This window comes from Caulobacter sp. GW821-FHT10E02, from assembly GCF_059415225.1.
Genome location: NZ_JBWKMV010000006.1, coordinates 23,886 through 37,433, shown reverse-complemented (window position 1 = coordinate 37,433; position 13,548 = coordinate 23,886). Strand labels below are relative to the sequence as shown.

Genomic DNA, 13,548 nt, shown 5'->3' with positions numbered 1-13,548 from the left:
GGAGACCAAAGCCATGACTCTGTCCCAGACGATCGCCGAGCGCATCGCCCTGATCGGTCCAGACAGCCTGGACGCGCCGACCCTGCATTGGACCAAGGTCGCCATCCTCGACACCGTCGGGGTCGCCCTGGCCGGGATCGACGAGCCGGCCGTGCGCCTGGCCGCCCGCCTTAAGGCCACCGAGGCCGGGCCCGGCAAGCGCGCCGTCTGGGGCCGCTCGGGGCGTCACGGTCCGATGCTGGCGGCCGAGCTCAACGCCATGGCCGCCCACGCCCTGGACTTCGATTGCTCCAGCGCCTCGCTCGGCGGCCATCCGGCCATGTGCGTGGCCTCGGTCCTGGCGCTGGCCGGCGAGACCGGCGCCAGCGGACGCGACGTGATCGCCGCCGTCGCCGCCGGCTTCGAGGCCCAGGCGCTGGTCGCCCGGGTGGCCAACCCCGCCCACTGGGAGCGCGGCTGGTTCACCACCACCTCGCTGGGGATCTTCGGCGCGGCCGCGGCGAGCGCCCGGCTCCTGGGCCTGGACCCCGGCCAAACCGCCATGGCCCTGGGGGTGGCGGCCAATCTCGCCTCGGGCCTGATGGCCAACGGCGGCTTCATGGCCAAGGCCTTGAGCGCGGGCCATTGCGCGCGCGCGGGGCTGACGGCCGCCCTGTTGGCGCGCGAGGGGTTCACCGCCTCGCCGGAGGTCTTCGAGCATCGCCAGGGGTTCCTGGCCGCGTTCGGCGCCAGCAGGACGCCCGCGGAGCTGGAGATCAAGGCCGACGCGCCGTTGGAGATCGCCCGGTTCGGGGTGGCCATCAAGCAGTACCCCTGCTGCGGCATCTTCCACGCCGCGATCGACATCGCCCGCGACTTTGTCGCCGAGGGCCTGGTCGCCGACGAAATCCAGGACGTGCGGGTGCAGATGCATCCGCGCCGCATGCCCCAGGTCAATCGGCCCGATCCGCGCAACGCCATGGACGCGATGTTCTCCACCCAGTTCTGCGTGGCCACCGCCCTGACCCAGGGAAGCGTGGGGCTGAGCGACTTCGACGGCGAGGCCTACGCCCAGCCCGCGCGCCGCGCCCTGATGGGCAAGGTCAGCCTGGAAATCCATCCGGACATGACCGGGACCAAGCTTGGCCAGGACGTCGGCGCGGAGGTCACCGTGCGCCTGGCCAACGGCCGCGTGTTCAACGCCCGCGCCCCCGGACCCGTGGGCGGGGGAATCTACAATCCCCTCCCCGACGCCGCGCTGGACGCCAAATTCCTGGCTTGCGCGGCGCGAGCCCTGTCGCCGGCCCCGTCCCAGGACCTGCTGGCGCTGCTGCGCGGCCTGGACGACGCCCCCGATGTCGAGCGGCTCGAGCGCCTGCTGGCGCCCGATCCGGCGCCCGACGCCGCGCTCGTGACCCCGCGCGCCGGAGCCTTGGCGTGAGCGCCCCGATCGCCGCGGAGATCGCCGCCCCGGCCGGCGAGGCGGCCTACGCCGTCCACGCCGCCGAAACGGTCAAGGCGACAGGACCCACCGGTCCCGTCTACGACAAGCGCCGCGCCGTCGTCGTCCTGACCCTGCTGCTGCTGGGCTATCTTCTGGCCGCCAGCGACCGGGTGATCTTCGGCCAGGCCATGCAGCCGCTCAAGCACCTGCTGGGTCTGAGCGACGGCCAGCTTGGCCTGCTGTCGGGCCTGGCCTTTGGTCTCAGCTACGCCCTGGTCAGCCCGCTCGGCGGCTATCTCGTCGACAAGGGGCGGCGCAACCTCGTCCTGGCCGGCGCGGTGCTGTTCTGGAGCCTGGCCACCTTCGCCACCGCGATCGGCGGCTCGTTCCTCTGGGTGTTCCTGGCCCGGGCCGGCGTCGGGGCGGGCGAGGCCATGCTCTTTCCGCTGGCCGTGTCGCTGATCAGCGACACGGTCGCGCCCGAGGGCCGCCCCAACGCCTTTTCGCTCTACGCCGCGGCCGGGGTGATCGGCGGGATCAGCGCCAACATCCTGGGCGGCCTGCTGGTCATGCAGCTGCATCGCCATCCTCTGCCGGCCACCTCGCTGCTGGGTCATGTCGCGCCCTGGCAGGGCCTGTTCATGACCTTCGCGGCCCTGGGCCTGATCCTGGCGGCGGTGACCCTGGCGGTGCTGCGCGAGCCGCCGCGCCAGCCCGCGCCCAAGCGGATGATGGCCGAAGGCTCCAGCGCCCTGGTCTTCCTGCGCGTCCATTGGCGACTGTCGCTGGGGCTGTTCCTGGGCGTGGCGGTGCTGCTGATGGGCGGCTTCGTGCTCAACAGCTGGAACATCGTGTTCTTCGAGCGCGTCCATGGCTGGCCTGGATCGCGGGCGGCGATCTGGTCGGCCGGCGTGTGCGGGATCCCGACCCTGGCCGGCTGCCTGTTGTCGGGCCGTATGCTGACGGCGCTCAAGCGGCGGGGCGTCACCGACGCGCCCATGGTTCTGGCCCTGATCGCGACGGCCTGCTTCACCCTGGCCGCGACCCTCGGGCTGTCGATGCCCACGCCCTGGCTGACCCTGGTCTTTTGGCCGATGGCCTCGTTCTGGGGCTATGTGCCCTCGATCGCGGGCCTGGACGCCCTGTCCGAGGCCCTGCCCTCCCCGATCCGCGCCCGGCTGGCGGGCCTGCACACCCTGCTGGTCGGCGTGGTCTCCACCTCGATCGGCCCGCTGCTGGTCGGAACCCTGAGCGACCGCGTCTTTCCCTCCGCCCACGGCCTTCGCCTGGCGATGATCGTGGTGGTGATCGGCGCGGGCGTTCTGGGCGCCCTCCTGATCCAGCAGGCCCGCCGCGGCTATCGCCGCGTGATCGCCGACGCCGGCGAAAGCCCGCCAACCCCAAGCGCGAAAGGAGCAACGCCAGTGACCGCGCCCGGCTGACCACGGCCGACGCGCGACAAGCGTGAACTCACCAACGTCTAAGCCGCCCGTCCGCGATCCGCGGCGGCCGGTCTTGAACCCATAAAAACAAACAGGGGAGTGAACATGAACCAAGCCAACACGCTGCGGACCGCGCGCTCGCGGTCCTACGTCGCTGCGCTGACCGCCTCGGCCAGCCTGCTCGCCTTCGTCGCCGCGGCCCAGACCGCCCAGGCCCAGACCGCCCAGGCCCAAACCCAGACCCCGGCCGCGCCCGCCCAGGCCCCGACCGACACCATGGTCGAGGAGATCATCGTCACCGGCTCGCTGATCCGCGGCACGCCCGAGGACACCGCCCTGCCGGTCCAGACCCTGGGGCTGGAGGAGCTGACCCGCCAGGGCGCGCCCAACATGGTCGACCTCTTCAAGGGTCTGACGGTGTCCAGCGGCATCCTGGGCGACAGCAACCAGTTCGACGGCCGCGCCCAGGGCACCGGCGGCAGCGCCTCGGTCAATCTGCGCGGCCTTGGGCCCCAGCGGACCCTGGTGCTGATCAACGGTCGGCGCATGGCCCCCAACGCCATGCTGGGGGGCAACACCTCCGGCTCGGTGGACACCAACATCATCCCCATCGCGGCCCTGGGCCGGGTGGAGGTGCTCAAGGACGGGGCGGCGGCCACCTATGGCTCGGACGCCATCGGCGGGGTCGTCAACTTCATCACCCGTGAGAACTTCGAGGGACTGGAGCTGTCGGGCGACTATCGCTACGTGCCCGACTCGGACGGCGACTACACCCTGTCGGCCGTCTGGGGCCGCAAGTACGAGCGCGCCAGCGTGCTGCTGTCGGCCGGCTACCAGCACCGCTCGCCCCTGCCCCTGACCAAGCGCGACTTCACCCAGTTCAGCTATGCCGACAACCCGCAGGGCTATTCGGTCACCAACAATCCCGGCGATTTCCTGCTGACCAACGGGGTGCTGTTCACCGATCCCAAGTGCGCGCCGCTCGGCGGGGTGGCGGGGGTGGCCGGCTCGGGCTCGCCGGCCTGCTACAACCGCAGCATCGACTTCTTCAATCTGGTGGAGAAGGAAGACCGCTACCAGCTGTTTGGCCAGGTCAAGTACGACGTCAGCGACCACCATCAGCTCTATGTCGAGGGGCTCTATTCCCGCACCAACGTGCCCGAGCAGCTTTCGGCCCCGTCCAGCACCATGCTGGCCACCCCGACCGCCGAGGCCCTGCAGGGCGCGCCGGCCTTCTTCAACAATCCCATCACCGGCGCGACCCGCTACTGGATCCCGGCCAGCAATCCGGGCCTGGTCGACTTCGCCAATTGGCTGCGCGCGTCCAACCCCGCGGTGGCCAACACCGCGGGCCTGACCGCCACCCAGATCGCCAATTCGCTGTCGACCAACGGGGCGGCGTTCTTCAACACCCTCAATCGTCCGATCATCATGGCCGGCAACCCGCTGTTCGACGCGGGCGGGGCGGCCGAGAGCTCGGTCAAGTTCAAGGCCTATCGCCTGACGGCCGGGCTGAAGGGCGATCTGACCTCCAAGATCACCTACGACGTCAACGTCAACTACAGCCGTGATGTCGGCGACCGGGTCAATTACGACAGCCTGGTCAACCGCTTCCAGCTGGCCCTTCGCGGCCTGGGCGGCCCCAATTGCAACTACAACAGCGGAACGCCCGGCCAGGGCGGGTGCCTCTATTTCAACCCGTTCTCCAACGCCATCGCCGCCAACGTCCTCAACGGCGTGGTCAATCCGCAGTTCAACCCCGCGGTCGCCAATGATCCGACCCTGATCAGCTGGTTCTACAAGCCCACGACCGCCCACCAGGCCTATGGACTGCTGGAGGCCAACGCCCTGATCTCGGGTCTGGCGCCGATCAGCCTGCCGGGCGGCGACGTGGCCTGGGCCCTGGGCGCGCAGTACCGGCGCGAGAGCTTCGAAAGCGCCTATGACGACCTGACCAACGTGCTGATCTCGCCGTGCGTCAATTCCGACCTCTACGGGGTGACCACCTGCTCGCCGGCCAATCAGCGCGGGCCGTTCGGCTTCCTTGGCACCCAGATGCCGATCGATGTGGAGCGCGGCATCGGGGCGGTGTTCGGCGAACTTCAGCTGCCGCTCACCCACGCCCTCAACGTCCAGCTGGCCGGCCGCTACGAGGACTACGGGTCCCAGGGCGGCTCGACCTTCAATCCCAAGATCGGGGTGCGCTGGCAGGCCCTGTCGTGGCTGGCCTTCCGCGGCTCGGCGGGCACCACGTTCCGCGGCCCGCCCATCACCCTGACCACGGCGCGCACGGCCACCTCCCTTCAGCAGGTGCTGGGCAGCTTCAAGGCCGTGATGACCTACACCAATCCCGACCTGCAGCCGGAGAAGTCCGACACCTACAACGCCGGCGTCCTGGTCAAGGCCGGCGGCTTCCGGGGTTCGGTCGACTACTGGCGCTTCAACTTCAAGGACCCGATCAGCACCGATCCGGTGGCCGACATCGTCAACACCCTGTTCCCGACCGGGACGACCGGATCCAACAACTGCGCGGTCGCCGCCTACGCGGCCCTGGTCACCTATGTGTTCGGCAACGCCGCGACCTGCCAGGGCGTGGCCGCGGGCACCAGCGGCGCGCCGCTGATGGTCCATTCCAACAACGGCGCGCGGGTCCAGACCTCGGGCCTGGATTTCATGGGCTCCTATGAGCAGCCGTTCGCGGGCGGCTCGATCAGCGCCAGCGTCGATGCGTCCTATGTCATCGACTACAAGATCGGCGCGACGTCCGTGGCCGGGGTGCAGGTCAACACCGGCTTCGACGCGGTCGGCAAGCTCAACTACCAGACGGTCGCCACCCCGCTGCCGCAATGGAAGGGCTCGGCCAACCTGGCCTATGACCGTGATCGGTTCGGCCTGCGCCTGACGATCAACTATGTCGACGGCTACACCGATCAGCGCACGACCATCTTCCAGGCCAGTCCCTCCACCAACAATGTCGCGCCCACCAAGGGCAAGACGATCGGCTCGTTCACGACCGCCGATTTGACCGCCCGGTTCACCCTGCCGGCGGAGACCACGGCGACGGTGTCGGTGGAGAACCTCCTGGACAAGGACCCGCCCTTCGCGCGGCTGGACATGGGCTACGACCCGTTCACGGCCAATCCCTACGGCCGCACGGTCAAGGTCTCCCTGCGCAAGCGCTTCTAGTCGCGTCCGCGACCTTGGGCGGGCCCGCCCGCCCAAGGTCGGTTTTCCAACACTCTGTCCAGGGAGGTCGCCGTGGCGACGTTCGTTTTGGTTCATGGGGCCTTCCATGGCGGCTGGTGCTGGGCGCGCGTGGCCCAGCGCCTGCGCGCGGCCGGCCACCAGGTGTTCACCCCCACCCTCACCGGCCTGGGCGAGCGGGCCCACCTGGCCTCCCCGGCCGTCGGGCTGGAGACCCACATCCAGGACATCCTGGCGGTCCTGGCGTTCGAGCGGCTGGAGGACGTGGTCCTCTGCGGCCACAGCTATGGCGGCTTCGTCATCACGGGCGTGGCCGACCGCGCGCCGGGCCAGATCGCCGCCCTGGTCTATGTCGACACCGTGATCCCGCAGGACGGCCAGTGCGTCTTTGACTTCTATCCGCCGCAGATCGCCGAGGCGATCATCGCCGACGCCCAGCAGAACGGCGAGGGCTGGAAGATGTCGATCTATCCGGCCGAGCGGTTCGACATCGTCGATCCGGCCGATCGCCAATGGGTCCAGGACCTGATGACCCATCAGCCCCTGAAAGCCTGCCAGGAGCCCCTGCGCCTGACGGGCAAAGCTCCGTTCGCCGGGCGACGGCTCTATGTGATGGCCGAAGGCTATCATCTGCGGCCGTTCGTCGGCGTCCTGGAGCGGCTGCGTCAGGATCCGGCGTGGGAAGCCGTCAGCCTGGCCGGCGGCCACGATCTGATGATCGACGCCCCAGACGCCCTGGCCGAGGTTCTCGTCGGCGCGACCCAGCCGTCTCGTCGCGCGCAGGCCCGGGCCGCTTCGGACGCCGCCCAATGACCGCTCTGGACTCCGGGGCCGCCGGTCCGCCGCCGCTCAAGCGCTCGACGATGTTGGTGTTCGCCCTGGGCACGGTCTCGCGCGGCATCAAGGTCCGCGGCCTCAGCGCCTTCCTGCTGATCTTCTACAACCAGGTCGTGGGCCTGCCGCCGGCCTGGGTGGGGGCGGCGATCATGGCCGCCATGATCCTGGACGGGCTGCTCGATCCGATCGTCGGGGTGATCTCCGACAACACCATCACCCGCTGGGGCCGTCGCCATCCGTACATGTACGCCTCGGCCCTGCCCTATGCGGTGTGCTTCTTCCTGATCTGGAGCCCGCCGGCCGGATGGTCGGACGTGGCGACCCTGGCCTGGATGGCCGCCACGGTGATCGGCGTGCGCCTGTTCGACACCCTCTATGAGGTGCCGGCCTCGGCCATGGTTCCGGAACTGACCAGCGACTACAACCGGCGCACCGAGCAGGTGGGCTATCTCTATCTGATGGGCGTGCTGGGCGCGCTGCTGATGAGCCTCTGCGCCTACAAGGTCATCTTCCGCAGGGACGCCGACAATCCACGCGGCATGCTCGACCTGGCCAGCTACCAGACCTATGGGGCGATCGCGGCCACGGCGATCTTCCTGGCGATCCTCGTCGCCGCCCTGGGCACCCATCACCGCATCAAGTGGTTCCACAAGCCGGCGCGCCGCAAGGTCTCCCTGCGGGTGGTGGCCGGAGAAATCCTCTCCACCCTGTCCTCGCGCGACCTGTGGATCCTGACCGCCTGCGGGATGTTCGTCGCGGTGGCCACGGGCCTGGCCGAAGGGCTGACCATTTATTTCAACCTCTATTTCTGGGAGCTGGAGCCCCAGCAACTGGGCACCCTGGTCATGGCCGGGATCGGCGCCTCGATCGTGGCGGTCTTCTTGGCGCCGAGGATCTCCAAGCGCCTGGGCAAGCCGACGACGGCGGCCCTCTGCTACGCGGCGGCCATGCTGATCGCGCTGACGCCCCTGACCCTGCGCCTGGCCGGGGTGATGCCGGACAACGACTCCCCATGGCTGTTTCGCATCCTGTTTGGCGAGGTGTTCCTGTCCAACGTCTTCGCCTTCACCGCCCAGATCTCGGTGACCTCGATGTTCACCGACCTGCCGGACGCCAGCCAGGTGCGCACCGGACGGCGCAGCGAGGCGCTGCTGATCTCGGCCGACAACGTCCTGCACAAGACGGCCAACGGCGCGGGACTGTTCGCCTCGGGCCTGGTCTTGGCCCTGGTGGCCTTCCCCCAGGCGGCCAAGCCGGGCCTGGTGGACCCCGACACCCTGCAAAAACTGGCCCTGTTCTACATCCCGGCCGTCGCCCTGCTCTATGCCGGGGCGATCGCCAGCCTGCGCTACTGCCGGGTCACCCAGGGCCAGCACGAGCGCAATCTGCAAGTCCTGGCCGAGCGTCAGGCCCAGATCGGCCTGGAGCCCGCCGACGGTCCATGACCTTGGCGGGCTCCAGGCCCGCGATCAGATCTCGCCGAGCGCGATGGCGATCGACACGGCCTGGGCGCGATTGCGCGCGCCCAGGCGCTTGTAAGCCTCGGAAAGGTACTGATTGACGGTGCGATAGGACAGACCCAGCGCGGCGGCGATCTGGACCGCCGTCTTGCCGTCACGCGCGAGGGACATGCATTGCCGCAGGCGCGGGGTGAGAACGCTAGCCATGGAACGCGATACTCTCCAGCTGCTCGAAACAGCCGGCTTCAGACCAAAGCCGCGGTCGACGAACGCATGGTACCGGCCGTTCTCAAGCGGCGAACACTCGTCATGCCGGGCTTTGACGGACGAAAACCGGCATCATTCGCGAATGATTATCAGGTCTAAAACGTAATACAACCTGAAAGTCAGCCGCGTAGTTTATGTATACCTAAAGGAATACTTGGGGACAGGCGTGCAGATGTCCGCGCTGAACACGGGTGTCTTCAGCTCGCCTGCGCTATGCTTTGCGATGACGGGGGGCGGCGAACAGCCAAGCCCTGAGCGACATGCCTCCTCGACTGGCGAACCGGCCAAGGGCCGGCGTCAGGAACCCTGGCCGACGTCGCGCCCCCCGAGACGCGATGCGACCGACTCACCGGACATCGTCCGGACCCTGGAGATATAGGCGGATTTTATCAAAATCCCCTATGAGAATCTCACAAGCCTGCTTTTAGCCCCTCTAGCCGCCGCCCAAGCCGCCATGCTATGCTTAAGCTTCTGCAAACACTGAGTTTTTCCGGTGGTATTTCCACCGTCCGCAGAACTTCGCCCTAAGTTTCCTCGGAATTGTCGCCGCCAAACGGCCTTGCGATGGTCCTCCCGACACAACCGGGAGACGTCCATGCCCCCTGCCCCCAAAAGGTCCTCCTCGCCGCGGCCGTCGCCGTCCTGCGCCCTGGCCATCGGCGTGGTCCTGGCCCTGGTCCTGGCCGAGCCGGCCCTGGCCGCCGGCACGGGCGGCGGCATGCCTTGGGACAGCTGGCTGACCTCCATCGCCGATTCCATCACCGGACCGGTGGCCAAGGCCATCGGGGTGATCTCCATCGCCATCACCGCGCTGGGCGTGGCGGTCTCCGAAGGCGGCTCCTGGGTGCGCAAGGGCATGCAGGTTCTGTTCGCCCTGTGCATCGCGTTCAGCGCCACCACCTTCTTCCTGCCGTTCCTGGGCTTCACCGGCGGGGCGGGGTTCTGATGCCCGGCGCGCCGGAAGGCTTCGAGATCGACCTTCACGGCTCGCTGTCGGAGCCCGTGACCCTGGCGGGGGTGCCGCGCGTCCCGGCCATTCTGATCGGAGCCCTGACGACGGAGTTGTCGCTGGGCCTCCAGACCCCGTGGATCGGCCTGCCGCTGGGCGCTTTGCTCTTTGGCGCGGCGCTTTGGATGACCAAGCGCGATCCCCACGTCTTCGACATCCTGGGCCGCCACCTGCGCCAACCGGCCTATCTGGACGGCTAGGCGCGATGCTGTTCCTCAACGAGTATCGCTCGCGTTCCAGCCGCCTGTCCGACCACCTGCCCTGGGCGCTGCTGATCGCGCCCGGCGTGGTGCTCAACAAGGACGGATCGTTCCAGACCACGCTGGAGTTTCGCGGGCCGGATCTGGCCAGCGCCACCCCGGCCGGGCTGATGGGCGCGCGCGCCCAACTCAACAACGCCCTGCGGCGGTTGGGCTCGCGCTGGTGCCTGCATGTCGAGGCCGTGCGCGCCCCGTCGCGCGCCTATCCCGCCGCCGCCTTTCCCGATCCGGTCAGCCACCTGCTGGACGAGGAGCGGCGCGCGGCCTTCGAGGCCGAAGGGGCCCATTTCGAGAGCCGGTTCTTCGCGACCTTCACCTATCTGCCGCCCGACGACGCCATCGGCCGGGCCGAGAGCCTGCTGGTCGAGAACCTGCCCCAGGGTCGGGGAGCCGGCGCCCTCTATCGCCTGGCCCTGGAGGACTTCCAGGCCACGGTGGCCGGCGTGCGCGACATCCTGGCGGCGGTCTTTCCGATGGTGCGCGCGCTCGATGACGGCCAGACCCTGACCTATCTGCACGCCTGCGTCTCGACCAAGGCCCATGGCCTGACGCCGCCCGATCCTCCGGCCTATCTGGACGCGATCCTGACCGACGATGATTTCCTGGGCGGCCTTCACCCGCGCCTGGGCGAGACCTTCCTGCGCACGATCTCGGTGCGCGCCTTTCCAACCGCCTCCTGGCCGGGCCTCCTGGACCAGCTCAACAGCCTGGGCCTGGCCTATCGCTGGGTGTCGCGCTTCCTGCCGCTGGACAAGGAAGACGCCCGGCGCGCCATCACCACCCTGCGCAAGCGCTGGTTCGCCAAGCGAAAGGGCATGCTTGCCATCCTCAAGGAGGCCATCACCCATGAGCCCTCGCTGCTGGAGGATCCGGACGCCCTGCAAAAGACCCACGACGCGGACGCGGCCCTGACGATCCTGGGCGGCGACGCCGCGGCCATGGGCTATTTCACCCCCACCATCACCCTGACCGACATCGATCCCGATCGCCTGGCCGCCAAGGTGCGCACCGTCGAGGCGGTGATCAACCGCGCCGGCTTCGTGACCAAGGTCGAGGACCTCAACGCGGTCGAGGCCTGGCTGGGCGGCCTGCCGGGCCAGGTCTATGCCGACGTGCGCCGGCCCATGATCAGCACGCTCAATCTCTGCGACCTGCTGCCGCTGTCGGCGATCTGGCCCGGACCGGCGATCAACGCCCACCTGACAGCCGAATGCGCCAAGCAGGGCGCGGCGGGGGTGCAGCCGCCGCTGATGCATGCGCGCACCGACGCCACCACGCCGTTCCGGCTGGACCTCTTCCAGGGCGATGTCGGCCACGGCCTCTATGTCGGGCCGACCGGCGCGGGCAAGTCGGTGCTGCTCAACACCACGGCCCTGCAGTGGCGGCGCTATCCGGGCGCTCAGGTCTTCATCTTCGAGAAGGGCCGCAGCGCGCGGGCGGCGACCTATCTGGTCGGCGGCCAGTATTACGACCTTGGCGGGCAGGCCTCCGCCCCGCCTAGCTTCCAGCCGCTGGCCCGGCTCGATCGGCCCGAGGACCTCAGCTGGGCCCAGGGCTGGCTGCTGGATCTTCTGCGCAACGAAGGCGTCCAGCCCGACCCGGCCATCAAGGAAGAACTGTGGTCGGCGCTGCGCAACCTGGCCGCCGGGCCGGTGGCGCAACGCACCCTGACGGTCCTGTCGGCCACCACCCAAAGCTGGGAGATCAAGGCCGCCCTGGCCCCCTACACCTTGAGCGGGCCCTACGGCTATCTGCTGGACGCGGCGAGCGACAGCCTGGCCGAGGGGCCATGGCAGACCTTCGAGGTCGGCGAGCTGATGGCCACCCCGGCGATCCTGGGGCCGGTGCTGACCTATCTGTTCCATGTGCTCGAGCGCCGGTTCGACGGACGCCCGACCCTGATCGTGCTCGACGAGGCCTGGCTGCTGCTGGAGTCGACCGCCTTCGCCGACAAGATCCGCGAGTGGCTCAAGACCCTTCGCAAGCTCAATGTCGCCGTCCTTTTCGCCACCCAGAGCCTGTCCGACGTCACCGACTCCGCCATCGCCTCCGCCCTGATCGAGAGCTGCCCGACCCGGATCTTCCTGCCCAATCCGGAGGCGCGCTCACCCCAGGTCGCACGGATCTACGCCGCCTTTGGTTTGAACGACCAGCAGGTCGAGATCATCGCCGGCGCCGCGCCCAAGCGCGAATATTACTACCAGAGCGCGGCAGGCAACCGCCTGTTCGAGCTGGGCCTGGGTCCCGTCGCCCTGGCCGCCGTCGGTTCGGCCAGCCCCGCCGACCAAGCCTTGATCGACCGCCTGCTGGTCCAGGTCGGTGAGGACGGCTTCGCCGCCGCCTTCTACCGCGCCAAGGGTCTGGGCGAGGTCGGCGACTTCCTGGACGAGGCCCGGCATGCGGCCTGATCCCGAGCCCGGCTCCGCGGTCGATCCGCTCGTTCCAAAAGCGCCGTCGGGGCGGCGTCTGGCCCGCCTGGCCTTCGTCCTCAGCCTGACCCCCGGGACGGTCATCACCATGGTCCTGGCCCCGGCCCTGCGCAGTCCGGCCCTCTTGGCGACGGGCCTGGCTTTGCTGGGCTTGGCGCTCCTGGCGCGCCACCGCCTGGCCGCCTTTGTCCTGGCCAGACACGCCGGCGCGCGTGAGCCGGAGCCGGACTCCTCGCGCCCCTCACCTCTGGAGATCCCCCGATGATCCGCACGCGCCGCGCGCTGATGTCGTCCGCCCTGGCCCTGGGCGGCGCCCTCGCCCTGACCGGTCTCGCCCCGGCCGCCCGCGCCCAGGTCACGGTCTATGATCCGGCCGCCGTGGCCCAGGCCATCAAGCAGGTGCAGCAGGGCCTTCAGCAGGTCCAGGCGCTGCAGAGCCAGCTGGCCCAGCAGGCGCGGATGCTTCAGACCCTGGGCGTCGACGTCACCGGGCCGCTGCGCGACATCGCCGGCCAGGCCACCAGTCTGCTGCAACAGGCCCGGGGCCTGGGCTACCAGGCCGCCAGCATCAGCCAGGGCTTCGCCGACCTCTATCCGTCCGACCTGACGGGCGCCTCGGCCCAGGACCTGGCCTCGCGCCTGGCGGCCTGGAGCCAGAACAGCCGCCAGACCCTGCAGGAGGCCATGCAGGTGCAAAACCAGATCGTCCAGGCTCAGGGCGCCACCAGCCAGGCGGTGGCCTCGGCCGTGGGCGCCTCCCAGGCGGCCGCCGGCCAGACCGCGGCGGTCCAGGCCACCAACCAGCTGCTGGCGGCCTTGTCGACCCAGCTGACCCAGCTGCAGACCCTCATGATCACCCAGGCCCGTCAGGCCGAAACCTTGGAGGCCGAACGTCGCGCCGTCGTCACTAAGGGCGAGGCCGACCGACAGCGCAATTCGGCGGTGACGCGGAGCGCGCCTCGTTTTTCCGGAGACGTCCTGCAATGACCCGATCCTCGAGCGCCCTGCTGTTGGGCTTGGCCTTGACGCTGGCCCTTCCGCTGGCCGCCTGCGGCCAGAAAACCGCCCAGGCGCCGCAACAGGTCGCCGCCAAGCCTGCGGCCCCCAAGGCCCGTCGCTGCCCGGACCCCGACATCCGAGATTCCAAGGATCCGTGCTCGGTCGCCTACATCCAGCGCGCGCCCGGACGGCTGTCCGAGCGCGACCTCCACTAGGCG

At 69.3% G+C, this 13,548-nt stretch carries 12 protein-coding genes; 11 read left to right on the top strand and 1 reads right to left on the bottom strand.

What is annotated here, in order from left to right:
- Positions 1-13: 13 nt before the first annotated feature.
- From AC07NI_RS24835 to AC07NI_RS24815, 5 genes are all read left to right on the top strand, one after another.
- The gene (locus tag AC07NI_RS24835) at positions 14-1,420 is read left to right on the top strand and encodes an MmgE/PrpD family protein (protein WP_494624152.1); all 1,407 of its coding nucleotides are present in this window, start codon (positions 14-16) and stop codon (positions 1,418-1,420) included.
- The gene (locus AC07NI_RS24830; RefSeq protein WP_494624150.1) at positions 1,417-2,865 is read left to right on the top strand and encodes an MFS transporter; all 1,449 of its coding nucleotides are present in this window, start codon (positions 1,417-1,419) and stop codon (positions 2,863-2,865) included. Before AC07NI_RS24835 ends, AC07NI_RS24830 begins: the two co-directional genes overlap by 4 nt.
- A 105-nt stretch (positions 2,866-2,970) precedes the next feature.
- Entirely contained in the window at positions 2,971-6,051 is a 3,081-nt protein-coding gene (locus AC07NI_RS24825; protein ID WP_494624148.1) for a TonB-dependent receptor domain-containing protein, read from the top strand.
- 72 nt (positions 6,052-6,123) lie between these two features.
- Positions 6,124-6,882 carry an alpha/beta hydrolase gene (locus AC07NI_RS24820; protein WP_494624146.1) on the top strand — a complete coding sequence of 253 codons (759 nt, stop codon included), beginning with the start codon at positions 6,124-6,126 and terminating at the stop codon, positions 6,880-6,882.
- Entirely contained in the window at positions 6,879-8,351 is a 1,473-nt protein-coding gene (locus AC07NI_RS24815; RefSeq protein WP_494624144.1) for an MFS transporter, read from the top strand. The genes AC07NI_RS24820 and AC07NI_RS24815 overlap by 4 nt, the downstream gene beginning before the upstream one ends.
- A gap of 24 nt (positions 8,352-8,375) precedes the next feature.
- Here AC07NI_RS24815 and AC07NI_RS24810 read toward each other — a convergent pair whose 3' ends face one another.
- A complete protein-coding gene (locus AC07NI_RS24810; RefSeq protein ID WP_494624142.1) occupies positions 8,376-8,573 on the bottom strand; it encodes a helix-turn-helix domain-containing protein in 198 nt (65 codons plus the stop codon).
- 655 nt (positions 8,574-9,228) lie between these two features.
- Here AC07NI_RS24810 and AC07NI_RS24805 point away from each other — a divergent pair.
- From AC07NI_RS24805 to AC07NI_RS24780, 6 genes are read left to right on the top strand one after another with little or no spacing between them, the layout of a single operon-like run.
- The gene (locus AC07NI_RS24805; protein ID WP_494624140.1) at positions 9,229-9,579 is read left to right on the top strand and encodes a TrbC/VirB2 family type IV secretion system protein; all 351 of its coding nucleotides are present in this window, start codon (positions 9,229-9,231) and stop codon (positions 9,577-9,579) included.
- Positions 9,579-9,842, top strand: coding sequence for a VirB3 family type IV secretion system protein (locus AC07NI_RS24800; protein ID WP_494624138.1), 264 nt, complete (start codon positions 9,579-9,581; stop codon positions 9,840-9,842). Before AC07NI_RS24805 ends, AC07NI_RS24800 begins: the two co-directional genes overlap by 1 nt.
- 5 nt (positions 9,843-9,847) lie before the next feature.
- Entirely contained in the window at positions 9,848-12,310 is a 2,463-nt protein-coding gene (gene trbE / locus AC07NI_RS24795) for a conjugal transfer protein TrbE (RefSeq protein WP_494624136.1), read from the top strand.
- Positions 12,300-12,596 (top strand): hypothetical protein, encoded by a 297-nt coding sequence (locus AC07NI_RS24790; protein ID WP_494624134.1) that lies wholly within the window; start codon positions 12,300-12,302, stop codon positions 12,594-12,596. The genes trbE and AC07NI_RS24790 overlap by 11 nt, the downstream gene beginning before the upstream one ends.
- On the top strand, positions 12,593-13,318 hold the full coding sequence (locus AC07NI_RS24785) for a TrbJ/VirB5 family protein (protein ID WP_494624132.1): 726 nt from the start codon (positions 12,593-12,595) through the stop codon (positions 13,316-13,318). Before AC07NI_RS24790 ends, AC07NI_RS24785 begins: the two co-directional genes overlap by 4 nt.
- Positions 13,315-13,545 carry a hypothetical protein gene (locus AC07NI_RS24780; protein WP_494624130.1) on the top strand — a complete coding sequence of 77 codons (231 nt, stop codon included), beginning with the start codon at positions 13,315-13,317 and terminating at the stop codon, positions 13,543-13,545. Before AC07NI_RS24785 ends, AC07NI_RS24780 begins: the two co-directional genes overlap by 4 nt.
- Positions 13,546-13,548 lie beyond the last annotated feature (3 nt).

Excerpts from the sequence above, each read along its gene's own strand:
- AC07NI_RS24835 (WP_494624152.1), top strand. The coding sequence starts at position 14 with ATGACTCTGTCCCAGACGATCGCCGAGCGCATCGCCCTGATCGGTCCA.
- AC07NI_RS24825 (WP_494624148.1), top strand. The coding sequence starts at position 2,971 with ATGAACCAAGCCAACACGCTGCGGACCGCGCGCTCGCGGTCCTACGTC.
- AC07NI_RS24815 (WP_494624144.1), top strand. The coding sequence starts at position 6,879 with ATGACCGCTCTGGACTCCGGGGCCGCCGGTCCGCCGCCGCTCAAGCGC.
- AC07NI_RS24810 (WP_494624142.1), bottom strand. The coding sequence starts at position 8,573 with ATGGCTAGCGTTCTCACCCCGCGCCTGCGGCAATGCATGTCCCTCGCG.
- AC07NI_RS24805 (WP_494624140.1), top strand. The coding sequence starts at position 9,229 with ATGCCCCCTGCCCCCAAAAGGTCCTCCTCGCCGCGGCCGTCGCCGTCC.
- AC07NI_RS24800 (WP_494624138.1), top strand. The coding sequence starts at position 9,579 with ATGCCCGGCGCGCCGGAAGGCTTCGAGATCGACCTTCACGGCTCGCTG.
- trbE (WP_494624136.1), top strand. The coding sequence starts at position 9,848 with ATGCTGTTCCTCAACGAGTATCGCTCGCGTTCCAGCCGCCTGTCCGAC.
- AC07NI_RS24790 (WP_494624134.1), top strand. The coding sequence starts at position 12,300 with ATGCGGCCTGATCCCGAGCCCGGCTCCGCGGTCGATCCGCTCGTTCCA.
- AC07NI_RS24785 (WP_494624132.1), top strand. The coding sequence starts at position 12,593 with ATGATCCGCACGCGCCGCGCGCTGATGTCGTCCGCCCTGGCCCTGGGC.
- AC07NI_RS24780 (WP_494624130.1), top strand. The coding sequence starts at position 13,315 with ATGACCCGATCCTCGAGCGCCCTGCTGTTGGGCTTGGCCTTGACGCTG.